Source organism: Paraburkholderia sp. (assembly GCF_028283785.1).
GTDB lineage: Bacteria > Pseudomonadota > Gammaproteobacteria > Burkholderiales > Burkholderiaceae > Paraburkholderia.
The window spans coordinates 408,240-431,468 of the sequence record NZ_JAPWKB010000014.1 but is presented as its reverse complement, the minus strand read 5'-3'; the positions used below and the strand labels follow the sequence as shown (position 1 = coordinate 431,468).

The 23,229-nt window shown below is 62.3% G+C and carries 18 protein-coding genes and 1 pseudogene; 4 read left to right on the top strand and 15 right to left on the bottom strand.

The annotated features are described in order from the left end of the window. Nucleotides 1–57: 57 nt before the first annotated feature. Entirely contained in the window at nt 58–942 is an 885-nt protein-coding gene (locus PW947_RS17840; RefSeq protein ID WP_299633667.1) for an extracellular solute-binding protein, read from the top strand. Continuing rightward, nucleotides 939–2,771 carry an ATP-binding cassette domain-containing protein gene (locus tag PW947_RS17835; RefSeq protein WP_299633666.1) on the top strand — a complete coding sequence of 611 codons (1,833 nt, stop codon included), beginning with the start codon at nt 939–941 and terminating at the stop codon, nt 2,769–2,771. Before PW947_RS17840 ends, PW947_RS17835 begins: the two co-directional genes overlap by 4 nt. A gap of 98 nt (nt 2,772–2,869) precedes the next feature. Here the strand turns inward: PW947_RS17835 and PW947_RS17830 are convergent, their stop codons facing one another. The 3 genes from PW947_RS17830 to PW947_RS17820 all read right to left on the bottom strand — a co-directional run bounded on the left by PW947_RS17830 (nt 2,870) and on the right by PW947_RS17820 (nt 6,375). Beyond that, entirely contained in the window at nt 2,870–4,273 is a 1,404-nt protein-coding gene (locus PW947_RS17830; RefSeq protein ID WP_299633665.1) for an FAD-binding oxidoreductase, read from the bottom strand. Nucleotides 4,274–5,375: 1,102 nt separating this feature from the next. Beyond that, on the bottom strand, nt 5,376–5,840 hold the full coding sequence (locus tag PW947_RS17825) for a hypothetical protein (RefSeq protein WP_299633664.1): 465 nt from the start codon (nt 5,838–5,840) through the stop codon (nt 5,376–5,378). Between the two features lie 70 nt (nt 5,841–5,910). Beyond that, nucleotides 5,911–6,375 (bottom strand): zinc-finger-containing protein, encoded by a 465-nt coding sequence (locus PW947_RS17820; RefSeq protein ID WP_299633663.1) that lies wholly within the window; start codon nt 6,373–6,375, stop codon nt 5,911–5,913. A gap of 327 nt (nt 6,376–6,702) precedes the next feature. Between PW947_RS17820 and PW947_RS17815 the strand changes: the two genes are divergently transcribed. Further along, nucleotides 6,703–7,098 carry a beta-xylosidase gene (locus PW947_RS17815; RefSeq protein ID WP_299633662.1) on the top strand — a complete coding sequence of 132 codons (396 nt, stop codon included), beginning with the start codon at nt 6,703–6,705 and terminating at the stop codon, nt 7,096–7,098. Between the two features lie 139 nt (nt 7,099–7,237). Here PW947_RS17815 and araH read toward each other — a convergent pair whose 3' ends face one another. The 5 genes from araH to PW947_RS17790 all read right to left on the bottom strand — a co-directional run bounded on the left by araH (nt 7,238) and on the right by PW947_RS17790 (nt 13,006). Continuing rightward, nucleotides 7,238–8,254 carry an L-arabinose ABC transporter permease AraH gene (gene araH / locus PW947_RS17810; RefSeq protein WP_299633661.1) on the bottom strand — a complete coding sequence of 339 codons (1,017 nt, stop codon included), beginning with the start codon at nt 8,252–8,254 and terminating at the stop codon, nt 7,238–7,240. 79 nt (nt 8,255–8,333) lie between these two features. Next, nucleotides 8,334–9,869: an L-arabinose ABC transporter ATP-binding protein AraG gene (gene araG / locus PW947_RS17805; RefSeq protein WP_299633660.1), complete on the bottom strand. Its 1,536-nt coding sequence runs from the start codon at nt 9,867–9,869 to the stop codon at nt 8,334–8,336. Nucleotides 9,870–9,987: 118 nt separating this feature from the next. Further along, complete coding sequence (locus PW947_RS17800) at nt 9,988–10,992, bottom strand: arabinose ABC transporter substrate-binding protein (protein ID WP_299633659.1); 1,005 nt, start codon at nt 10,990–10,992, stop codon at nt 9,988–9,990. Nucleotides 10,993–11,109: 117 nt separating this feature from the next. Further along, the gene (locus PW947_RS17795; protein WP_299633658.1) at nt 11,110–12,039 is read right to left on the bottom strand and encodes a Gfo/Idh/MocA family oxidoreductase; all 930 of its coding nucleotides are present in this window, start codon (nt 12,037–12,039) and stop codon (nt 11,110–11,112) included. A 31-nt stretch (nt 12,040–12,070) separates the two neighbouring features. After that, nucleotides 12,071–13,006 carry a dihydrodipicolinate synthase family protein gene (locus PW947_RS17790; protein ID WP_299633657.1) on the bottom strand — a complete coding sequence of 312 codons (936 nt, stop codon included), beginning with the start codon at nt 13,004–13,006 and terminating at the stop codon, nt 12,071–12,073. A gap of 303 nt (nt 13,007–13,309) precedes the next feature. Here PW947_RS17790 and PW947_RS17785 point away from each other — a divergent pair, with 303 nt between their 5' ends. Beyond that, entirely contained in the window at nt 13,310–15,052 is a 1,743-nt protein-coding gene (locus PW947_RS17785; protein ID WP_299633656.1) for an IlvD/Edd family dehydratase, read from the top strand. Between the two features lie 79 nt (nt 15,053–15,131). Here the strand turns inward: PW947_RS17785 and PW947_RS17780 are convergent, their stop codons facing one another. The 7 genes and pseudogenes from PW947_RS17780 to PW947_RS17750 all read right to left on the bottom strand — a co-directional run bounded on the left by PW947_RS17780 (nt 15,132) and on the right by PW947_RS17750 (nt 23,173). Continuing rightward, complete coding sequence (locus PW947_RS17780) at nt 15,132–15,860, bottom strand: FadR/GntR family transcriptional regulator (RefSeq protein WP_299633655.1); 729 nt, start codon at nt 15,858–15,860, stop codon at nt 15,132–15,134. A gap of 196 nt (nt 15,861–16,056) precedes the next feature. Further along, nucleotides 16,057–17,624, bottom strand: a pseudogene (locus PW947_RS17775) (aldehyde dehydrogenase (NADP(+))). Nucleotides 17,625–17,850: 226 nt separating this feature from the next. Beyond that, a complete protein-coding gene (locus PW947_RS17770) occupies nt 17,851–18,879 on the bottom strand; it encodes a substrate-binding domain-containing protein (RefSeq protein WP_299633654.1) in 1,029 nt (342 codons plus the stop codon). Between the two features lie 33 nt (nt 18,880–18,912). Further along, the gene (locus tag PW947_RS17765) at nt 18,913–20,055 is read right to left on the bottom strand and encodes an ABC transporter ATP-binding protein (RefSeq protein ID WP_299633653.1); all 1,143 of its coding nucleotides are present in this window, start codon (nt 20,053–20,055) and stop codon (nt 18,913–18,915) included. A gap of 3 nt (nt 20,056–20,058) precedes the next feature. Beyond that, the gene (locus PW947_RS17760; protein WP_299633652.1) at nt 20,059–20,961 is read right to left on the bottom strand and encodes a carbohydrate ABC transporter permease; all 903 of its coding nucleotides are present in this window, start codon (nt 20,959–20,961) and stop codon (nt 20,059–20,061) included. Next, on the bottom strand, nt 20,961–21,794 hold the full coding sequence (locus tag PW947_RS17755; protein WP_299633696.1) for a sugar ABC transporter permease: 834 nt from the start codon (nt 21,792–21,794) through the stop codon (nt 20,961–20,963). The genes PW947_RS17760 and PW947_RS17755 overlap by 1 nt, the downstream gene beginning before the upstream one ends. A 137-nt stretch (nt 21,795–21,931) precedes the next feature. Continuing rightward, entirely contained in the window at nt 21,932–23,173 is a 1,242-nt protein-coding gene (locus PW947_RS17750; RefSeq protein WP_299633651.1) for an ABC transporter substrate-binding protein, read from the bottom strand. Between the last annotated feature and the right edge of the window lie 56 nt (nt 23,174–23,229).

Here is a 23,229-nt window from a genome sequence, read left to right as displayed (position 1 = left end):
CAGCATTCATCGCGCTCGTCGTAATATATCGGCGTTTATAACGAGACGGGGTATTACATGATTCGAAAGCTTCTCGCGACCGCTGCCGTGTTGACGGGCGCCATCGCCATCACGTCCACGCACGCTTATGCCGCCGACGACAACACGGTCAACGTGCTGTATGCAGGTTCGCTCGTCAATCTGATGGAGCGCAGCGTCGGACCCGCGTTCGAGAAAGAAACGGGGCTGCACTTTCAGGGCTACGCGGCCGGTTCGAACAAGATCGCCAACGAGATCAAAGGCAAGCTGCGTCGCGGCGACGTCTTCATCAGCGCGAGCCCGAAGGTCAACACCGGCCTGATGGGCGCAGCCAACGGCGATCACGTCGCGTGGTACGTGAATTTCGCGGAATCGCCGCTGATGATCGGCTATAACGCGCAAAGCCGCTTCGCCGCCGACTTCAAGAAAAAGCGCTGGGATCAGGTGCTTCAGGAACCGGGCATTCGCGTCGGCCGCACCGATCCGAAGCTCGATCCGAAGGGCGCATTCACGGTCGAGATGGTCACCAAGGCTGCCGATCTTTATCACCAGCCGGACCTCGTCGAGAAGACGCTTGGCGCGCCGGATAACCCTGCGCAAGTGTTGCCGGAAGAAACGCTGGTCGGACGTCTGCAATCGGGCCAGCTCGACGCGGGTTTCTTCTATTCGACCGAGACCTCCGACCTGAAGATTCCGGCGATCCGTCCGGCACCCGAGCTTCAGGCGAAAGCCAGCTATACGCTGACGATTCTCAGCGATGCGCAGAATGCGACCGGCGCGGTGAAGTTCGTCGACTTCCTGTTGAGCGCGAAGGGTCGTGAGTTGCTGAAGGAACACGGCGTGGACGTGGTCAAGCCGAAGGTCACGGGTAACGCGCAAGCCATCGCGCCGTCCGTGCAAGCCGTGATCGACGCTGCTCAATGACGCGTCCCGCAGCGCGTCCGTTGTTGTGGCTTGCCGCGCTGCTCGCCGTCTACCTGTGCGCGCCGTTTATCGCCAGCGTGCCGCAAATCGGCCATGCCGACTGGGCCGGTGTGGACTGGCGCGCGACGTGGTCGGCGGTCGGCGTTTCTGCGGCGAGTGCGAGTGTCGCGGCGCTGATCATTCTGATCGGCGGCGTGCCACTCGGCTACTGGCTCGCGCGATCGTCGGCGCGTGGTGTGGCGTTGCTCGGTTTTATCGTGCAATTGCCGCTCGCGTTGCCGCCGCTCACGAGCGGCGTGCTGCTGCTGTTTCTGCTGGGACCGTATAGCTGGATCGGTCAGATTGCCGGCGGCACGCTGACCGATTCGTTCGCCGGCATCGTGCTCGCCGAAACCTTCGTTGCCGCGCCGTTTCTGATCGTCGCGGCCCGGTCGGCTTTTGCGTCGGTCGATCCGGTCTACGACGATGTCGCCGCCACGCTCGGCCATCGTGCGGGAAGCCGTTTTTTCCGCGTGATGCTGCCGGTTGCGTGGCCAGCGATTCGCGCCGGTCTCGCACTCGCGTGGCTGCGTGCGTTCGGCGAATTCGGCGCGACGGTGATGGTTGCGTATCACCCGTATTCGTTGCCGGTCTACACGTATGTGATGTTCGGCGCGCAAGGTTTGCCGGCCATGATGCCGTTGCTGTTGCCGACCCTGGCGATCGCGGTGATCTGCGCTGTGCTGTCCGTGTATGGACGGAGCAGCCGCACCGCGCTCATCGCTCGCACCGACAATGGCGATGACGCGCCGGTTGCACTCGCCGCGCGCCCGTCTACCGCAGCGCAGGATTTGCGATTGTCGGTGGCACTCAAGCGTCGGCTTGGCACGTTCGATCTCGACATCGAATGGAAACCCTCGACGCGACGGCTTGCGATTATCGGGCCGTCCGGTTCCGGGAAATCGATTGCGTTGAAGTTGATTGCAGGACTCGAACGCAACGAAGGCGGGATGCTCGAACTCGGTCGGCGCAACTTGAACGACATGCCGCCCGAGCAACGCAAAATTGGTTATATGCCGCAGGATTACGGGCTTTTTCCGCACATGACGGTGGCGCAGCAACTCGCGTTTCCCGTGGATTCGGATCCGACCGTGGCACGTTACTGGCTCGATCATCTGGGCCTGAGTCGTCTGATCGCAAGGTTGCCTAAGGAGTTGTCGTTTGGACAACGGCAGCGAGTAGCGTTAGCGCGTGCGTTGTCCCGGCATAGCGAATTGCTGTTGTTCGACGAACCGTTTTCCGCACTGGATACGCCGAGACGTCGCACGTTGCAGCGTTCTTTGCGCGAGTTGCAGCGTGAGATCGAAGCAGTCACCGTGATCGTCACGCACGACCCGGACGAGGCCGCGATGCTCGCCGATGAAGTGCTGGTCATCGAACAGGGTCGAGCCTTACAGATGGGCCTGACGCTCGACGTATTTCAACGCCCCGCCAACCTGAGAGTGGCCGAGTTGCTGGGCTTGCGGAATGTGGGCGAAGGACGCATCACGGCCGACGGTTCGGTGCGCAGTGCGTGCGGATTGACGTTACCAACAGCGCAAGCCGGAGTCCGGTTGGGAGCCGGAACCGACGTGATGTGGCGCGTGAGTGCCGCCGCGATTCGTCCGTCTCCGGATGGCTGTTACGAAGCGAACATCGACGCGGTCGAAGTGCGATCCGGCGGACGGTTCGTGGTCGCGCGAACCGGCGAGTGCCGCTTCGATTTCGCGAGCGACGATCCGACGCTCGTCGAAGGGAGTCGCGTCAGGCTTTCGATCGACGCGGCTGGCGTTTTCGTCTGGAAGCGTTGAAGGCCCAATCGAGGGCGTTCGATACCGGCGCGTGATCGTGATCGTGCGAAGTGGGCGGCATCGTCATGCAACGCGATACAGGGCGATGCCGCTTCCGTTCATGCCGTGGCCGACGGCGCGATATTCTGATTCTGGCGAAACAGGTTGTGCGGGTCGTACCGCGTCTTGGCCGCGACGAGCCGCTCGTAATTCGCGCCGTATGCTTCGCCGACGCGGCCCGCCTCGTCCTGCGTCATGAAGTTCACGTACACGCTGCCCAATGCAAACGGCGCCGCCGCATCGAAGAAGTCGCGCGCCCACGCCACGCAGCGCGCATCGTCCGACGCGCTGTCCCAGCGACCGTGCACGTTCATCACATAGTTCGCGTCGCGATTCGGATAGGCCGTGGCATTCACGGCGACACGTCCGGTTTGCCCGCCGATCTGCCCGATAAAAATCTCGCATTGCGGCGACGGCAACGTGGCAACCGCTTCGATCAGCGCGTCGAACAGACCGTCCGGAAGCGTCGCGAGGTTATGCGATTTCCAGTAATTTCGCGCACCTGGAGCGAGTAGCGGATCGAAGGCTTTCTGCCACATTTCGTAGGGCATCGGACCGACGTGTTCGCCCACTGGCGCGCCGAAATGACGAACCACCGCCGTCGCGTCGGGACCATCCTTGACCGGACCCGTATAGCAGATTGCGAACACGATAACCGGTTTGCCGTGGACTTCCGGCGGCAGAAACGGCAACGGCGGCGCGAGTCGCGTGACGACCCAAACGCTGAGTTCGTCGGGCATGGTTTCGACCGCTGCGCGATAGCGGATCAATGCGTCTTTGGCTTGCGCGATTGGCAGAACGACGAGTCCGCCGAATATCTCCGGGCCGACCGGTTGCAACGCGAATTCGAACAGCGTGACCACGCCGAAGTTACCGCCGCCGCCGCGAATCGCCCAATACAACTCGAGGTGCGATTCGGCGTCGACGTGTAGCAGATCGCCGGTCGCGGTGACGACATCGGCCGAGACGAGATTATCGACGGTCATCCCGAACTGACGGCTCAACCAGCCGAATCCTCCACCGAGCGTGAGTCCGGCGACACCCGTGGTCGAGTTGATACCGAGTGGCGTGGCGAGACCGAAGGCTTGTGCTTCGTGATCGAAGTCGCCCAGCGTGGCGCCCGGTTCGACGAATGCACGACGCGCGATCGGGTCGATGCGGACGGATTTCATCTGTGACAGGTTGATCATCACGCCGTCGTCGCAGACCGCGCTGCCCGCGATGTTGTGGCCACCGCCGTAGATCGACAGCGGCAGTGTGTGGTCGCGGGCGAACGCGACCGCGCGGCGGATATCGGCGACGCCCGCGCATTTGACGATGACCGCAGGACGCCGGTCGATCATTGCATTCCAGATTGTGCGGGACGCGTCGTAACCCGCGTCGGAGGGGGTGAGGACCTCGCCTCTCGTCTGACTTTTGAGTGCGTCGGCGGCGGCGACGGTGTCGCTGGATAGCGGGGGCATTGGGCACCTCCGGTGCGGGAGTGGTGTTTGCTGCTAGTTTTCTGAATGGGGTTTCTGGATGGGTTTGTCGGGCTTTATTTAGTTAATCGCGGGGGTTTTGAAAGGCAAGGGTGGGTTTACCCTTCGGGTGGCGGGTTGGTTTTGTGGTTTTGGGTTTGAGGGAGTCGGGTGCGTTTTTTTTACGCTTGGTGGAGGGAGTGTTCCTAGGGTTTTTTTGAGTGCCTTGCTGGCGGGGCTTGGTTTTTTTGGGGTGGTTTGGTTGTCCCCGTTTCGCGTCGGTCCGCCTGGTTCGGCTCGGTTGTCCCGGTTTCGCGCTGGTCCGCCTGGATCGTCCCTGTGCGGGACCGCACCTACTTTTCTTTGCTCGCGCAAAGAAAAGTAGGCAAAAGAAAGCGCGTTTACCTCGCGCTTCGTAGCGAGTGGCGTCTACTGACTAACGGGTAGTGGACCGCGCACGTTTTGACTCGGTGGTCCGTTTTTCCCGGTGGTCCGCGCCCGCACATCCCGCCCGCTTCGCGGCGGTAGCCCACTTCAAAAACCCGTTTTCGCCACGTCCTTTGGCCACCTCTTCGATGGTTCTACGCCCAGCTAAAAAGCCGGTTTGCGCCACCTGATTTGCGTGCCTTCACGACGGTTCCGGCATCCGGCTCAGGCCCGGTTTGCGCCAAGGCATTCACCCGCCTTCACGATGGTTTCGACGTTCCGGGTTGCCTGGAATTTTGCGCGCGCGACCAGCCCGGCGCATGCCAGGAAATTGGGTGTTGTGACGGACGAAGTGCAGCGCGCGAATGACGCCGAGGGTGAGAGACGGGGCTGTGCCCAACGGCTGTCGCGGAGCGAACAGCCGGAACGAATGACTGCCTTGTCACTAGCTTTAGTGGTGCGGCAACTCAAATCGTGTGCGGTCCACTACCCGTTAGTCAGTAGACGCCACTCGCTACGGAGCGGCGGTGTAAACGCGCTTTCTTTTGCCTACTTTTCTTTGCGCGAGCAAAGAAAAGTAGGTGCGGTCCCGCACAGGGACGATCCAGGTAAACCAGCGTGAAACCGGGACAACCACAACAAACCACAACAAACCAATCCAAACCAAAACCCAAAACCTTCACGCCCACTTCCTATCCCGAACCCGATAATCCTCACCAACCTGAAACCGGTCCAACCGATCACTCGCCTCGCTAATCGCCCACAACGGCGTATTCATCAACTGCCGGTCATACCCGGTGACAATCACCGCAAACAACCCAACCGCAGTGTCATCGAGCCGCCACTCACCAGACTCGCGCCCGGCATCGAACGTCGAAGCAATCGCGCGCTCGGCATCGCCAAGCGTCTCCGCGGTAACGTTCTCATAGCCCAGTTCGGCCAGAAAAACCGCCAGCAACATCGCTTGCGTCATCGCTTGCGCGTCACCGATGCACCCCTTGCCGCGACGCAACGCGTCAAGCGCCACGTGCGCTCGCAAGGCGAGTTCGTCAGCGGTGCGACGCGGGATCGGCAGCAACATGGTCTTGGCCATGCGCGCCTGCGCACCTCGGGTATTACGGGAAAAAGGGATGGTCTTGGCCATGCGGCTTCGCAGAAGTTGTTGACTGGCAGATGCTTTAACGGCCCCTCCGACGAAACCTTTAGCATCGATGTCAAACGTTTGCGTCCCGCTCCCCAACCCCGTCCCGACGACCGGCAATGAACGCCTCGGCATGCGCGATCGCCTGCTCGCATTGCGCCAGCGTCAACGCGTGAATCGACGGCGTCGGCAGGTCGAATCCAAGCTCCGTCGCCAGCCAGCGAATCGCCTTGCCGCGCGCCTCGAACACGTTGACCTTGTCGCGGCGTACCTTCCCCGCCACCAGCGGCTCCAGCGCGTCGTGCAGACGGCTCTTCGCATCGCGCAGCGCGGCGTCGGCGAGACGGCCCAGCGGCACATGCCGCGTGCTGCGCGCCGGAATGCCGATCCACGCCTGACACGGCACGCAAACCCACAGCGGCCCGTGATCGTCCCGATACGGATAGCCGTCCTCGCCCGCACGCAGCAACGTGGCGCGCGCGCCGCAGTAATCGCACATCGGTTGCGGCAAGGCCTTGACCGGACGTCCTACACGCATCGCCAGGACTCCATGAAATAGACGGCCGGATCGGCCGGAAAAGAAAACAGTATCGTCATGTTGAGCAAACAGGAAAACGGAATCGCGCCGGACGAACAGCACCCGATCGCGCCGACGGTTTTTCGTGAGCATACCGGGAAGCGCCCCGCCCGCAAAACCCGCAGCCCGCAACGCCGCCGCGTCCAGCGCCCGGAATGCGCCGGTGGAACGCCCGGACCGCGCGGCATAGCGTTTGCTCCACTCCACGCAAGTGCATGCGAAATGTAAGCAAACGCCACCGTCGATTCCCCGCCGCCGCATGCGCGCCAACTGGAGCGAACCGTCATCATGAACGTCTTCAAGCCGGATCCACGCACGTCGCGAGATGGATCGAACCCGCCCGGCATCTCCGAGGCCCCTGCCCCGCCACTGTCGCCGAGTCGCCGAGTCGCCGCGTGGTCGATCGGTTGCGCGCTGCTCGCGTTCAGCCATTACGGTGTCGCGCAGATCACGTCGCCGGGCGGCCCGCAATCGCAGGACAACGGCACCTCGGCGATGGGTTCGAAACCGGACGACGCGACGTCGGCGGTGCATGAGTCGCACAAGCCGCAGGCGAAAGACGCCAAAGCCAACGCGCGCGGCAAAACCGCCGCGAAAAACAGCCCCGGCGGCGGCCATCGGCCCGAAGGCGCGGGCGGCTTCGACAACGGCCTCGAAGGCACGGGCGCGGGCAGCAACAAATAAGCTGCGCCTCGCAGTCAAAGCGGCAGCACACCACCGGCCAAATGCAAAATGCCCGGCAGGGCTGGAATTGCAACCAGCATGCCGGGCATCGGAACATCGAACACCATCTATAAAACCGCGTCGTTGCGACGCGCTGCGCTCACACGCGACGACGGCTGCGGCGGAACTGGTCGAACAGCACCGCGAGCAACAGGATGCCGCCGCGAATCAGGTACTGATAGAAGGTCGGCACGTTCAGCAGACTCATCGCGTCCTGCACCGAGCCCATGATCAGCACGCCGACCAGCACGCCCGAAATCGTCGCGACACCGCCCGTCAGCGAGACGCCGCCCAGCACGCATGCCGAGATCACGCCGAGTTCGAGCCCGACGGACGTCTTCGGATCGCCGAGACTCATCCGCGAGGCCAGCATCACGCCGGCGAAGCCCGTCACGAGCCCTTGCAGCACGAACACCGTGATCTTGATCCGCTGCACCGGCAAGCCCGCCAGCAAGGCCGCCTCGCCATTGCCGCCTACCGCCAGCACGTTCTTGCCGAACACGGTTTTCTTCAGCAGAAAGCCGAACAGCACGAAGCCGATGATGTTGCTCCAGATCGGATACGAAATGCCGAGAAACGAGCCGCCGCCCAGTTCGAAGAAACTTTCCTCGGAGATCATCACCGCGTCGCCGTTCGACGTGATGAAGGCGAGGCCGCGCACCACTTCCATCATCGCCAGCGTGACGATCAGCGAGTTGATCTTGTAGCGCGCGATCAGCACGCCGTTGACCAGCCCGACCGCGCCGCCCGCCAGCACGCCGCCGATCACGCCGAGCGTCACGCTATGCGTCGACGTAATCAGCGTGGACGCGGTCACGCCCGCAAACGCGACGATCGACGCCACCGACAGATCGACTTCGCCGAGCGCCAGCACGAACATCATCGTGACGGAAATCGAGCCGATCAGCGTGACCGACAGCAGCAGACCCTGCACGTTGCGGCTCGTCAGAAAATCCGGCACGGTGAACGACAGCACCGCGAACAGGATCACGAACACCATCACGATGCCGGATTTGTTGATCAGGTCCCATGTGCGGGCCGCGCGCGCGGCAGCGCCCGCTTGCGCCTGAGGTGACAGCGGCGGCTCGCCGGCAGGTTGGGTGGTCGGTGGTTGCATGATGGGTTCTCTTCGTTGCCGCGCGGCCGGTGGCCGCGCGCGATGACGGTCGGCAGTGGGGGTTGCAGGTAGCTGCGGCTTATTTCGGCAGCGCGAGTTTGATCAGTTGATCGGGTGTGGCTTGCGCCTTCGGCAGATTGCCGACGATCCGCCCTTCCTTCATCACGATCACGCGATCCGCGACGCCGATCACCTCGGCCAGATCGCTCGACACCAGGATCACGGTGCGCCCCGCATCGGCGAGGTCGTACAGCAGGTTGTAAATCTCCGCGCGCGCGCCCACGTCGATGCCGCGCGTCGGTTCGTCCATCAGGAACACGTCGATCTCTTCGGCCAGCCAGCGCGACAGGATCACCTTCTGCTGGTTGCCGCCCGACAGCGTGCCGATCAAGGTATCGCCGTTACGCGTCTTGATCGCGAGCTTGCCGATGTATTCGTGCGTCAGTTCGCGCTCGCGCTTCGCATTCAGCAGGAACTTGCCCACGCTGAAATGCCGCCGCGCGCTGATATTCAGGTTGTCCGCGACCGAAGCAATTGCGACGATGCCTTCCTGCTTGCGGTCTTCGGGACACAATGCGATACCCGCGCGCACGGCGTCGCGCGGCGTCGAGAAATGCGTCTTGCGGCCCTTCAGTTCGACGCTGCCCGATACCGCTTTCGTCGCGCCATAGATGAGCTTCATCAGTTCCGAACGCCCCGCGCCGACCAGCCCGAAGAAGCCGAGAATCTCGCCCTTCTTCGCGGTGAACGACACCGGTTCGCGCAGTCCGGGACCGAGCAGGTCTTTCACTTCGAGCATCGTGTCGCCGGTCGGTCGCGTGCGATAGCCGTACACATCGCGAATCGAACGCCCAACCATGCAGCTGATCAGACGGTCGCGATCGAGGTCCGCGACCGAATCGAATGTCTCGATGCGGCGGCCGTCGCGAAACACCGTCACGCGGTCGCATAGCTCGTACACCTCGTCCATCCGGTGCGTGACGTACACGATGGCGCGGCCTTCGGCCCGCAGCGCGTTGATGATCTTGAACAGTTGCACGGTCTCGCGCGACGACAGCGAACTGGTCGGTTCGTCGAACGCGATCACACGTGCATCGCGCATCAGCGCCTTGCCGATTTCGATCATCTGGCGCTGACCGATCGACAGGTTCTTCACCTGCATGTTCGGATCGATGCGCTCGCCGAGCCGGTCGAGTTCGCGGATCGCGCGTTTGACCATCCCACGTTCGTCGAGTACGCCCATCCGGTTCGGCAATTGCCCGAGCATCAGGTTTTCCGCGACCGTCAGTTCGGGCACGAGATGCAGTTCCTGATAGATGATCGCAATGCCGGCTTCGATCGCCGCTTTCGTCGTCGTGAAGCGTTGCTCGACGCCGTTCAGGCGCAACGCGCCCGTCTGCGGCTGATTCACGCCCGACAACACTTTCAGCAGCGTCGATTTACCCGCGCCGTTCTCGCCCATCAGCCCATGCACTTCGCCCGCGCGCACTTCGAGCGACACGGCGTCGAGCGCCAGCACACCCGGAAAACTGACCGAAATGCCGTCGAGCGCGAGATACGGACCGCCATCGACGGACGGCGTCGCGCGCGGAGCATGGGTCACTGCATCGTTCATCGGAATCGCCTTGTGCGTAGCGTTGTGCCGTATGTCTCGTGTTTCATGCGACGCGGCACCGGTGAATCGCACACCGATGCCGCGCAGCTACTCTCAGGTTCGCAACGTCAGTTCGCGCTCAGATTCCCAGTTCGGTACGCACGTCCTTCCAGTTGGTGCGCGTCATCAGCTTGCCGGTGGTCTGCGTATCGGCGGGCGGCTGCTTGCCCGTCTTGATCCAGTCGACGAGGTTCTGGGTGCTGTCCTTGCCGTGATTCGTCGAGCTGACCGCGATGGTGCCGTAGAAGCCCGTCGGTTCCTTCTTCTGGAACTCGGCGAACGCTTCGCCTGCACCGTTGATGCCGACGCCGATCACGTCCGCCGACGGAATATGCAGCTGCTCGGTCGCGCGCACGCCGCCCAGCACCGTCTCTTCGTTCAGCGCGAAGATCACCCACTTCTTGATGTTCGGATGCTTCGACAACACCGGCGATGCGGCGTTGAAACCGCCTTCGTCGTCGGTGGTTTTTTGCGGCGCATCGAAGATGTTTTCCTTCTTGAAGCCGCCGGCGATCAGCGATTCGGTCGCGCCGTCGGTGCGCAGTTTGGCGGTCGGCAGTTCGTAATCGGTGATGCGCAGCGCGCCCACTTCTTCCGGCTTCCAGCCACGACGCTTCATTTCGTCGGCGATCGCCGTGCCGACCTGATTGCCGATCTTGAACGCCGACATGCCGAGGTGCGGCACGCCCGCGAGCGGCTTGCCGGTCGAGTCCACCAGTTGATCGTCGACCGTCACGAACTTCATGTTGTAGCGCTTCGCACGCGCCTGAATGGCCGGTCCGAGACGGACGTCGGGTGCGCAGATCACGAAACCTTTCGCGCCTTGCGCGCCGAGGTTATCGATCGCGGCCAGCACCTTTTCGCCGTCCGGCGTGCCGATATTCACCACCGGGAAACCTTCTTTCTGACCGAGCGCGGCGGCCGCTTTCTGCTCGTTGATGAACCATGCCTGTTCGGGCATCTTCACGAGGAAGCCGATCTTCAGCGGCTCGTCGGCGCGTGCCGTGAGCTGGGCGGCAAACGGCGCGGCGAACAACCCGGCCATCGCTGCGCACAGCGTGAGGCGTCTTAGCTTGCTGGTCATACTCGTCTCCTTGCTTCATCAAGTCGTTGCCGACTGTGTCATGTGGTTTTAGGGCACTGCATGAAAGCTACATTGCGTTGATGCGCTTGTTCGGGTCGAGCGTTCGTGAAGAACGGCTCAGTCGTGAAACGCTTCCACCTCGTGACGACGTCCGAGCAGGAACGAATCGGCGACATGGCGCAGCGGGCGCACATCGACGTCGTGCGCGCCGTGCTCGATCAGCCACTGGAAACGCTCGTACAGCGCGGGATATTCGCGTTCCGCCGCGAGTTCGACAGTCTTGCCCGCGATGCTCAACCGCTTGCCGCCTTCGGACAGATGCAGCAGGCCGTCGTCGGTGTCGACATCGATTTCCCACTGCTCGACCGGGCCATGCCGCCAGTCGAATTCCGCGCGCACCGGTACGCCGGTTTCGTCGGTGAAGTCGAGGTCGGCGGCGATCGGCGTCTGCGTATTCGCCGGCACATACAACGCCGCGCTGCGCAAGATGATTTCGCGCGGCAGGATGCGCGTTACGATCGACAGTGCATTGATGCCCGGATCGAACACGCCGAGACCGCCCGGTTCCCACACCCACGCCTGCCCCGGATGCCAGCGCCGCACGTCCTCTTTCCAGCGCACTTCGACCGCGCGGATCGTGCGCGACGCCAGCCATTCGCGCGACACATCGACGGCCGGCGCATAGCGCGAATGCCAGGTGGCGAACAGCGTGCGTCCAGCGGACTGCGCCATCGCGCGCAGCACTTCGATTTCATTCAGGCTCGCGCCAGGCGGCTTTTCGAGCATCACGTGCTTGCCGGCAGCCAGCGCCGCGCGCGCCTGATCGAAGCGCACTTGCGGCGTCGCGCACAACGACACGGCGTCGAGCGTCGGTTCGGCGGCCAGCAACGCGTCGATGGTCGGATAGTTGCGCACGCCGTCCACCGTCGCATTGCGGCTCGCGCAGGCGACCAGATCGAAACCGTCGAGTGCGGCCAGTGCCGGAAGATGCTGGTCGCGCGCGATCTTGCCGACGCCGACGATGCCAATCGAAATTTTTTGGCTCATGTAAGGTGGTTGCGATGAAGGTCGATGCGGTTTAACGGCCCCAGCGCAGCGCAAGCGGATTCGCTTCGCGCGCCAGTTCGAGCAATTCGGCATGCGTCGCGGGCGGCAACGCTTCGAGCGGATGACGCACTGCATCGCTTTTGATCACGCCGCCCTCTTTCATCACGGCTTTCGCCGCGCGCAAGCCGCACTGGCGGTTTTCATAGTTGATCAGCGGCAGAATCCGCGCATAGCCGGCACGCGCTTCGTCGCGGCGGCCTGCATGGAATGCATCGAATACCGGGCGGATCAGATCGGGCAGCAGCGCGCTCGACATCACGCCGGTAATTCCCGCGTCGAGGTCGGGCATCAGCGTGATCGCTTCTTCGCCGTCGAACGGGCCTTCGATCGTGTCGCCGCCTGCCGCGATCAACGCGCGCAGCTTCGATGCGGCACCGGCCACTTCCACCTTGAAGTAGCGCACCAGCGGCAATTCGCGTGCGATCCTCGCGAGGAACGGTACGCTCAGCGACACGCCGCTCAGCGGTGCGTCCTGAATCATGATCGGCACGCCCGCAGCCTCGGCGACGCGCGCGAAGTACTCGAACATCGCGTTCTCGTCGGCGCGCAGCAGCGCACCGTGATACGGCGGCATCATCATGATGATGCTGGCGCCCGCTTCAGCCGCACGTTTCGCGCGTTCGCTGGCGATTCGCGTGCTGAAGTGGCTGCAGGTCGCCATCACCGGCACGCGGCCCGCAACCTGCTCGATACAGACGTCGATCAGCGTGTCGCGTTCGGCGTCGCTCAGCACGAATTGCTCGGAGTAATTGGCGAGGATGCAGATACCATCCACCTGTTGATCGACCATACAGTCGATCACGCGGCGCTGCCCTTCGATATCCAAATCGCCCGACTCCGTAAACGGGGTCGGCGCAACGGGGAAAAGTCCTGAGAAACGACCGGCAACGCGCTGCGATGTGACCACTGTTTATCTCCTGCCATTGCGACGGCGCGCCAACGCGCGATCTGCCGCGGGTTCGTGAATAGCCAAACTATATGCGCAGGTATTGCGGGATGTGATCGGTATTTTCCCCACGTCCGCGCCGTCAATAGTCATGCTATTTCTCTTACTGTTGACGGAGACATCCCAGATATTTGAAGGATTTTGCGGCACCGCAGCGAAAATTTGCCCATCTGTGTAGTTGAAAAGTTTGGCTACAAGCAGTTCGCCGACGCACACAGATGAGCGATATAGTATGGCTATATGACATCACCCTAAACGAACGACATGACAGACAAACCTCGCAAGCTTCGCTCGGCAGAATGGTTCGGCACTGCCGACAAGAACGGTTTCATGTATCGCAGCTGGATGAAGAATCAGGGCATCCCCGATCACGAGTTTCAGGGCAAGCCCATCATCGGTATCTGCAATACGTGGTCGGAACTGACGCCGTGCAATGCACACTTTCGCAAGCTTGCCGAGCACGTGAAGCGCGGCGTGTTCGAAGCGGGCGGTTTCCCGGTCGAGTTTCCGGTGTTTTCGAACGGCGAATCGAACCTGCGACCGACCGCGATGTTCACCCGCAATCTCGCGAGCATGGACGTGGAGGAATCGATTCGCGGCAACCCGATCGACGCCGTCGTGCTGCTGGTCGGTTGCGACAAGACTACGCCTGCGCTGTTGATGGGTGCGGCGAGTTGCGACGTGCCGGCGATCGTCGTCAGCGGCGGACCGATGCTCAATGGCAAGCATCACGGCAAGGACATCGGCTCGGGCACGGTGGTATGGCAACTGAGCGAACAGGTGAAGGCCGGCAAGATCTCGATGCATGAGTTTTTGTCCGCCGAAGCGGGTCAATCGCGTTCGGCCGGCACTTGCAACACGATGGGCACGGCATCGACGATGGCCTGCATGGCCGAAGCGCTCGGCGTGACGCTGCCGCACAACGCGGCGATTCCTGCCGTGGACTCGCGCCGCTACGTGCTCGCGCACATGTCGGGCATCCGCATCGTCGAGATGGCGCTGGAAGATTTGCGTCTGTCGAAGTTGCTGACGCGCGAAGCGTTCCAGAACGCGATCCGCGCGAACGCGGCGATCGGCGGATCGACCAATGCGGCGATTCACCTGAAGGCGATTGCCGGGCGCATGGGCGTACAACTCGATCTCGACGACTGGACGCTGACCGGTCGCGGCACGCCGACCGTCGTCGATCTTCAGCCATCGGGCCGCTTCCTGATGGAAGAGTTCTATTACGCGGGCGGCTTGCCGGGCGTGCTGCGCCGTCTCGGCGAAGCGGGCCTGTTGCCGCATCCGGACGCGCTGACGGCGAACGGTCACTCGCTGTGGGACAACGTGAAGGAAGCGCCGATCTATAACGACGAAGTGATCCGTCCGCTCGACAATCCGCTCGTCGCCGATGGCGGCCTGTGCGTGCTGCGCGGCAATCTGGCGCCGAACGGCGCGGTGCTGAAGCCGTCGGCGGCAACCGCGTCGTTGCTCAAACATCGCGGCCGCGCGGTCGTGTTCGAGAATTTCGACGACTACAAGGCGCGCATCGCCGACCCCGATCTCGACGTCACGGCCGACTCCGTCCTCGTGATGAAAAATTGCGGACCGAAGGGTTATCCGGGCATGGCGGAAGTGGGCAACATGGGCTTGCCGCCGAAGCTCCTCGCACAAGGCGTCACCGATATGGTCCGCGTGTCCGACGCACGGATGAGCGGCACGGCATACGGCACGGTGGTGCTGCACGTTGCGCCGGAAGCGCGCGCGGGCGGCCCGCTGGCGATCGTGCGCAACGGCGACTGGATCGAAATGGATTGCGAAGCGGGACTGTTGAAGCTCGATATTCCGGAAGCGGAATTGACTTCACGCCTGGCCGAATGGAAGGAAGCGCAGACACGCGATCCGGCGGACGCAAGCGGTTATCGGAAGATGTACGTGGACCACGTGCTGCAAGCCGACGAAGGATGCGATTTCGACTTCCTGGTGGGATGTCGTGGTGCTGAAGTGCCGAAGCACTCGCACTAGAAACTGCAGTGGGAAGGTTGGCCGCGCAACCGGTGTTGCGCGGTTTTTTTTCGTCTGAACCACGCACACCCACCCCACCTCAATGCGGCTGCCGGCTCCCAACCTCAAGAATCGTATCCGCGTCGGCCCGTGCGTGTTCCAGTTGCACGAGGCTCGCCTGCCGTGCGGCCAACGCGTCGCGATTCAAGATGGCCGTCAGGATCGCCTTGTGCCGCGGCAACGACAGCGCATGCGTATCCGGATGCCGGCTCGTCAGCTTGATCGACTCGGACAACGCCAGCGACATCATGTTGCCGATATACGCAAGCATGTCGTTATGCGTTGCCGCCATGATCGCGCGGTGAAATTCGAGGTCGGGGTCGAGCAACGCGGACGCGGTCGGCGCGCACTCCATCCGGTCGTAAGCGGCGCTGATGCGGCCGAGATCTTCTTCGGTTGCGGCGGTGGCGGCGAGCGCGGCCGCGGCGGGTTCGATGATGCGTCGCACGGTCAGCAACGAACGGAAAAAATCGCCTTCGGGAATGTTGCTCAACGTCCAGAACAGCACATCGGGATCGAGCATGTGCCAGTCGTCACGCGGACGCACTATGCTGCCCACGCGCGGTTTTGAAATCACCAGACCTTTGGCGACGAGCACGCGCGTCGCTTCACGCAACACCGGGCGACTGACGCCGTACTGCTCGCATAAGGTCGGCTCGGCGGGCAGCCGCGCACCAGGCGCGAGACGTCCGCTGACGATCTCGATGCCGAGATCCTGCACGATTCGCGCGTGCATGCTCTTTCGATTCTGAAGATGCCGGTAGTCCATAGTATCCAGGTGCGTCGTGCCGTCCGTTGCATGCGGGTTCGCTACCCGGTCGATGCGAAAACAGACGGCCAACGCGTGATGCGGGTTGCTGGGTGCAGGCTGCCTGCTGCACGCCACGGCCGGAGCCGTGCGTGAGAATAGCATGCGATGCAGCCGCTTTTGTCCGTCCAACGGCCTTGCAACATGTCTTTGCGTATCACGACGCCAGTTGCAGCTTGCCGTCGATACGCCGTGCAATCGCAAGCGGATTGCCGTCGCGTAACGCGTCCGGCAACAACGCCTGCGGCAAGCCCTGATAGCAGACCGGACGCAGAAAACGTTCGATGGCGGCCGTGCCGACGGACGTCGTGCGCGAATCGGACGTGGCCGGATACGGGCCGCCGTGCACCATCGCATCGGCCACTTCGACACCGGTCGGAAACGCATTCGCCAGCACGCGGCCGGCCTTGCGTGCGAGCACGCCGACCAGCGGTTGCACCAGCGCGTAATCGTCGGGATCGATTTGCAATGTCGCCGTCAATTGTCCTTCGAGTCGTCGCGCCACCTCGATCATCTGCGCGACGCTGTCGCACGCGATCACCACCGAACTCGGCCCGAACACTTCGTGCGTCAACGCGGGTTGCGCGAGCAGATGCTCAGCGTCCACCGAAAACAGCGCAGGCTGACCGCGCCAACCCGCAGCATCGTCCGACGACGTACCGCGCGCCGCGACCTGAGCGCCGTCGATCTTCGACAGACTCTCGACGCCCTTCGCATACGCGGCCGCAATTCCGCCCGTCAGCATCACGCCGCATGGCTTCGCGCTCAACGCGTCGACGGCGGTCGCGACGAACGCGTCGAGTTGCGCGCCTTTCAACGCGAACAGCAAGCCGGGATTGGTGCAAAACTGACCCGCGCCGAGCGTCAACGAATCGACGTAATCACGGGCGAGTTGCTGGCCGCGCGCGGCCATTGCCGCGGGCAACACGAACACCGGATTGACGCTGCTCATCTCGGCGTAAACCGGAATCGGCTCGGCGCGCGCAGCCGACAACGCGACCAGCGCCAACCCGCCCGCGCGCGATCCGGTGAAGCCGACTGCCTTGATCGACGCATGGCTGACCAGCGCGGAACCCACTTCGAAACCCGCGTCGAACAGCAACGCGAACACACCGTCAGGCAAGCCGCACGCGCGCACGGCCGCCTGCACCGCGCGGCCGACCAGTTCGGACGTGCCCGGATGCGCGGAATGCGCCTTGACGACGACCGGGCAACCGGCGGCAAGCGCGGACGCCGTATCGCCGCCCGCGACGGAAAACGCCAGCGGAAAATTGCTCGCGCCGAATACCGCGACCGGACCGAGCGCGACACGCCGCATCCGCAGATCGGGACGCGGCAACGGTTGACGATCGGGCATCGCCGGATCGATCCGCGCGTCGATCCACGCACCTTCGCGGACCACGCGCGCGAACAGCCGCAGTTGTCCGATCGTGCGCGCGCGCTCGCCCGCAATCCGCGCTTCCGGCAAACCGCTTTCCGCACTCGCGACACGCACGAGTTCATCGCCGAGCGCGGCGTCTGATCGGCGATCGCGTCGAGAAAAGCTGCGCGTGCTTCCAGCGACGTCTCGCTATAGACGTCGAATGCGGCTTCCGCGAGTTCGCACGCGTGCGCGACGTCGCCGGGGAGCGCGCCATGAAATGCCGGACCGAACACGTCGCCGGTCGCGGCCTCGCGTCCGTTGAACGACGCGCCGCGCCCTTGCACGGCCTCGCCGTCGATCAGTAACGAACCGGTGAATGTGAACGAAGGGGATGCGCCAGATGAGCTCAAAGTGTTCTCTCCAGTGATCGCGCGAGCGCCGCGCCAACGAATGTCGCGCCGAAGCCTCGCGTCAGAATAGCCGCAAATAGACAGACTATTACAGACACGCACTGCGATGAACTGGTGATAACCCGGCCGGCACTGGGTTAATAGTAATACCGTAAGGTATCGATGGCGTAAAGACGCGTCAGCCGACGCGCTTGCCCTTCGTTCGCACCCGCGCGACCGACGCACGCATCGTCACCGTGACGGGAAACTCGCGGAAGATATCGTTCGACGTGCCGTAGCACTGATTCACGAGCCAGCGCACTGCGTTCTGCGTCAACTCCAGCGTCGGAATATGCACGGAGGTGAGCGCGGGCGCCGCGTAGGCCGCCGAATAATCGTCGTCGTAGCCGATCACGGACACGTCGTCGGGAACCGAAATGCCGGCTTGCTGGAAGCGCGCCAACGCACTGACCGCCATCGTATCGTTCGCGCAAAAAAGGCCGGTAAAACGGCGTCCGCTATCGAGCAGCCGTTGTGTCGCCGCATAGCCGCCTTCCGGCGAAAAGTCGGATTCGATCAGCGCGACCGCATCGCGCGCAATGCCGTTCCGGTCGAGTTCAGCAAAGAAACCGTCGAGCCGCGCGCGATTGTCCGAAGCGGTAAAAGGCCCTGAAATAACGGCAATTTCCCGATGTCCGTGATCGAGCAAGGTGCGCGCGGCGAGTTCACCGCCGCGTCGATGGTCTGCGCAAAACGATGCTTCGGGTAGGTGATCGAACGCGCGATTCAGGAACGCCATCTTCGGATGCAAACGGTGCAGCATGTCGAGATCGTCGTCATGCAGGTCGTGACTGATGACGACCACGCCATCGCAATCGCGACCGATCAGGAAACGCACGGCTTCGATCGCCTGCTCGCGCGGCGACGATTCGCCCAGACCGGTTGCGACCACCAGATGACGATGCACCGCGCGCAATTCGGTGTCGGTCTGCTTCAGGATCGTGCCGTAATACGAGCCGAAAAAGGTCGGCACGAACAGTCCGATAATGCCGAGCGATTGCGTGGCCATCGCACGGCCGATCGACGAGGGCCTGAAATTCAGCGCTTCGATGGCGGCTTGCACGCGCGCGGCCGCGTCGGCGGAAACCGGTCCTTTGCCGGAGATCGCACGCGATGCCGTCGATAATCCGACGCCCGCTAGTGTCGCTACGTCCTTGAGTGTTGCCACGTGTTCTCCTGCATTGCAGCCCGTTCCCGATCATCACAAGCGCGCACCGCTCGCCTCGTCGAATACCGAAATATGCGCGACGTCCAGCGTAAATCTGACGAAATCGCCTGCGGCGATCGCGGTCTTATGCTGATCGACCGCCGCAATCTGCGTGCCTTGGAAATCGATCCACACGACCTGATGATTACCCATCGGTTCGACGAGCGACACCACCCCTTGCTGACTATTCGTCAGTGCAGTCGCGCCCTCCTCCGAACCGGTCGCGACGAGTTTCACATCTTCCGGCCGGATACCGAGCACGCACGCGTGCTTTTCGTCAGGCGATTTCGCAAAGGCATAGCGTGACACGTCGAGGTCGAGATACGGTGTTCGCAAGCGCACATCATCGCCCAGCCGGTGAATCTGACCGTGCAATAAATTCATCGCAGGCGAGCCGAGAAAACTTGCGACAAAAAGATTCGCCGGCCGTGCATAGACTTCGGCGGGCGTGCCGAACTGATGGATCACGCCGTGCCGCATGACGGCCATTCGCGTGGCGAGCGTCATTGCTTCGACCTGATCGTGTGTGACATAGATCATCGTTGCGCCAAGGCGCTGATGCAGTTGCTTCAACTCGCGGCGCAATTCGGTGCGCAGTTTGGCATCGAGATTCGACAGCGGTTCGTCGAACAGAAATACGTCGGCCTCGCGAACGATCGCGCGTCCGATTGCAACCCGTTGCCGTTGTCCACCCGACAGTTGCGACGGCTTGCGCTTGAGTAGCGGCCCGAGTTGCAGCATCTCCGATGCACGCGCCACGCGCCGCTCGATTTCCGCTTTCGGCGTGCCATTGATCCGCAATGCAAACGACAGGTTGCGCTCGACGCTCATGGTCGGATACAGCGCATACGATTGGAAAACAAGCGCTATCCGGCGATCTTTCGGGTCGGCCCACGTCATATCCTCGCCGCCGATCTCGATGCTGCCCGCGCTCACGTCGATCAGGCCCGCGATGCTGTGCAGCAACGTCGACTTGCCGCAACCGGACGGGCCGAGCAGCACGACGAACTCGCCCGCACGCACGCCGAGGTCGAGTGCATCGATCACCGTATTCGCGCCAAGCTCGATCTTCAGATCGCGAACCGCGACGTTCGCGCGCGGCGGGTAAGACACACTGGATGCGGTAGCGGTAGACATGAGCTAGCCTTTGACTGCGCCGGAAGCAATGCCGCGAACGAACCAGCGGCCCGAGATGAAGTAGATCGCAAGCGGCACCATCGACGTGAGTATCGTCGCCGCCATATTGACGTTGTAAAGCCGCTCGCCGGTAGTCGTGTTGATGATGTTGTTGAGCTGAACCGTCATCGGCAGGTTCTTCGTACCCGCAAAAACAAGCCCTAAAATGAAGTCGTTCCAGATTCCGGTCACTTGCATGATCACCGCGACGACGATGATCGGCGTGGACATCGGCAACATCAGCTGAATGAAAATGCGCCAGAATCCGCCGCCGTCGATGCGCGCGGCCTTGAACAGTTCGAGCGGAATACTCGCGTAGTAATTGCGAAACAGCAGCGTCATGATCGGCATGCCGAAGATCGTGTGGATCGCCACGATGCCCGGCAGTGAACTGAACAGGTGAACACTGGCCAGCACGCGAACCAGCGGATACACCATCACCTGCACCGGAATGAACGCGCCCATCAGCAGCACGCCGAATAGCCAGCCCGCACCACGCGGACGCCAGAACGACAACGCATAACCGTTGACCGCCCCGATCAGGATAGACAGCACCGTACTCGGCACGACGATACGCACCGAGTTCCAGAATCCAACACGAATGCCGTTGCAATCGAGTCCGGTACACGCGGATTGCCATGCGACGCTCCACGGTTCCAGCGTCAGATGCGCGGGCCACGCAAGCAGATTGCCCAGCCGGATTTCCGCCATCGGTTTGACCGACGTAATCAGCATCACATACAAGGGCAGCAGAAAAAACAGCGCCGAGATAATCAGAAAGCCATAGACGCCGAGCCGTGCCGGCGTCATGCGCTTCGGCTTTCTTCGGTGCGGGCGCGTCAGCGCGGCGGGATCGAGCGTGCTCATCAGACGTCCTTTCGCAAAGCCGCGCGACTGCGCGCGTAGAAGAACGGCGCGAGAATCGCCAGCACCGTAGTCAGCAACACAATCGACGCGGCCGATGCAAGCCCAATGTTCGCGCGACCGAACAGATAATCCATGATGAATTTCGCGGGCACTTCGCTCGCGGTGCCAGGACCGCCTTGCGTCATCGCGACGACCGCGTCGTACAGCTTCACGACCATCACGAACAGCAACACGAACGCGGTGGACATCGACGGCCCGAGCATCGGCACGACGATGCTCGCGTACACCCGCCAACGCGGAATACCGTCGATACGCGCCGCCTTCCACAACTCGTCGTCGATACCGCGCAAGCCGGCGAGCAGCAGCGCCATCACGAGTCCCGATGCCTGCCAGACGGTTGCAATGACAACGGTGTAAATGACCCGATCCTGATCGACGATCCAGTCCAGATGCACGTTGGTCAGTCCGATCCTGTGCAATACCGCTTGCGCGCCGAGTTCAGGATTGAGGATCCATTGCCACACGAGTCCGGTCGCGACGAACGACATCGCATACGGATAGAGAAACACCGTGCGCAACACACCTTCGGCCATCACGCGCTGATCGATAAAAATTGCGAGCAGCAAGCCGATCACCAGACACGCGACGATAAAGCACGCGCCGTACACCACGATGTTTTGCAGCGACAGCAACCAGCGGTCGTTATGAAACAGCCTGACGTACTGCGCAAACCCGACGAAATCGCTCGACGGAAAGGTTCGCGAATTGCTGAACGACACGCGGGCGGTCCAAATCATCGTGCCGAGATAGGCGAACAGCACGGTGACGATCATCGGCAGTAATGCAATCCACACCGCCAACGATGCACGCTTGCGCAAAGGCCGGGCGCGCCGCTTCGCAACCGGCGCGCCGGCGGAAGCATGAGCCGGTCGATGCAGCACGGATGATTTGAGCGCGCCCATGTCGGTACTCAGCCCTTGAGCGCGCCGGCAAAAGCCTTTTGCGCGTCGTCGACCGACTGGTTCTTGTTCCAGAAGTTAGTGATGACGTCGGTGAGTGCGCCTTGCACGTCGGGCGACACCAGCATTTCCGGATTCGGCAATTGGCGCGACTTGTCTTTCATAATCGCAATGCCCGCTTTGGCACACATGTCGAGACTCGAATCGTCGACATCCGGCCGAATCGGAATCGAGCCTTTTCTCGCGCTGAATGCCACTTGTGCGGCAGGCGACGTCATCACCGTGGCCAACAGGTTTTGCGCCTTGATCGCGTTTGCGTTGTCGGTTTTCGGAAACACGAATACGTCACCCGCGACCAGATACGGCGAGTGCGGACCGAAGCCGGGGAAGCAACCGAAATCCTTGCCGGCGCTCTGCTTCGCGGCCGAGAATTCGCCCTTGGCCCAATCGCCCATAATCTGCACGCCCGCCTTGCCGGAAATCACTAAAGCGGTCGCATCGTTCCAGTTGCGATTCGGCGAACCCGGGTCAACGTAGTCATGCAGCTTCTTGAACGACGCGAGTACTTTCCTGAAAGCGTCGGACTTCACGGCATTCGCATCCCGGTCACGATAGACCTTCAGATACAGGTCCGGTCCACCGACATCGGCAAACACCGCGTCGAACGTGATTTTCTCTTGCCACGGCTGTCCGCCTAGCGCCAGTGGAATCACACCGGCTTTCTTCAGCTTGTCGAGATCGCCGACAAACTCGCTAAAGTCTTTAGGCTCGCCCGCAATGCCGGCCTTCTGGAATGCGGGCTTTGAATAAAAGTACCAGGCCGGCATATGTATATCGACCGGCGCTGCATAGAAGTGTCCGTTGACCTTGATGCTATCGAGAATCGACGGCGGGAAAATGCCGTTCCAGTTTTCTTTCGCAGCGACCGCATCGACGTTATTGAGCAAGCCTTGATCGATCAGATCGTGAAACTGCTTCGACGTATTGAACTGCGCAGCAGTGGGCGGATCGCCGCCGACGATACGGTTGATCGCAGTGGCGCGCGCCTGATCGGCACCGGCCACGGCGTTATCGACCCATTGACCGCCGGCCTTGTCGTAAGCGTCCGCGAACTGGCGAATCGCCGCGGACTCGCCGCCCGACGTCCACCAGTGAATCACGTTGGCCTTCAACGGTTCGGCGTGGGCGATGATGCCGTTCAGCGCAAGAGCAATCGCGATACCGCTCAACGCCAGCTTTCTTCTGCTGTTCATCCCGTCTCCTCCAGGCTTTTCGCCCGTGTTGGCAAGTCGAATGCAAATCAGCTAAA

Bases quoted from the DNA above. Each gene is read 5' to 3' on its own strand.
- PW947_RS17830 (WP_299633665.1), bottom strand. From the start codon at position 4,273: ATGCCCCCGCTATCCAGCGACACCGTCGCCGCCGCCGACGCACTCAAA.
- araH (WP_299633661.1), bottom strand. From the start codon at position 8,254: ATGCAACCACCGACCACCCAACCTGCCGGCGAGCCGCCGCTGTCACCT.
- PW947_RS17780 (WP_299633655.1), bottom strand. From the start codon at position 15,860: ATGGACTACCGGCATCTTCAGAATCGAAAGAGCATGCACGCGCGAATC.
- PW947_RS17825 (WP_299633664.1), bottom strand. From the start codon at position 5,840: ATGGCCAAGACCATCCCTTTTTCCCGTAATACCCGAGGTGCGCAGGCG.
- PW947_RS17835 (WP_299633666.1), top strand. From the start codon at position 939: ATGACGCGTCCCGCAGCGCGTCCGTTGTTGTGGCTTGCCGCGCTGCTC.
- PW947_RS17800 (WP_299633659.1), bottom strand. From the start codon at position 10,992: ATGACCAGCAAGCTAAGACGCCTCACGCTGTGCGCAGCGATGGCCGGG.
- PW947_RS17755 (WP_299633696.1), bottom strand. From the start codon at position 21,794: ATGATCGTCACCGTGCTGTTCGCCTATCTCGGCACGATGATTTGGACC.
- PW947_RS17820 (WP_299633663.1), bottom strand. From the start codon at position 6,375: ATGCGTGTAGGACGTCCGGTCAAGGCCTTGCCGCAACCGATGTGCGAT.
- PW947_RS17760 (WP_299633652.1), bottom strand. From the start codon at position 20,961: ATGAGCACGCTCGATCCCGCCGCGCTGACGCGCCCGCACCGAAGAAAG.
- PW947_RS17840 (WP_299633667.1), top strand. From the start codon at position 58: ATGATTCGAAAGCTTCTCGCGACCGCTGCCGTGTTGACGGGCGCCATC.
- PW947_RS17765 (WP_299633653.1), bottom strand. From the start codon at position 20,055: ATGTCTACCGCTACCGCATCCAGTGTGTCTTACCCGCCGCGCGCGAAC.
- PW947_RS17785 (WP_299633656.1), top strand. From the start codon at position 13,310: ATGACAGACAAACCTCGCAAGCTTCGCTCGGCAGAATGGTTCGGCACT.
- araG (WP_299633660.1), bottom strand. From the start codon at position 9,869: ATGAACGATGCAGTGACCCATGCTCCGCGCGCGACGCCGTCCGTCGAT.
- PW947_RS17750 (WP_299633651.1), bottom strand. From the start codon at position 23,173: ATGAACAGCAGAAGAAAGCTGGCGTTGAGCGGTATCGCGATTGCTCTT.
- PW947_RS17815 (WP_299633662.1), top strand. From the start codon at position 6,703: ATGAACGTCTTCAAGCCGGATCCACGCACGTCGCGAGATGGATCGAAC.
- PW947_RS17795 (WP_299633658.1), bottom strand. From the start codon at position 12,039: ATGAGCCAAAAAATTTCGATTGGCATCGTCGGCGTCGGCAAGATCGCG.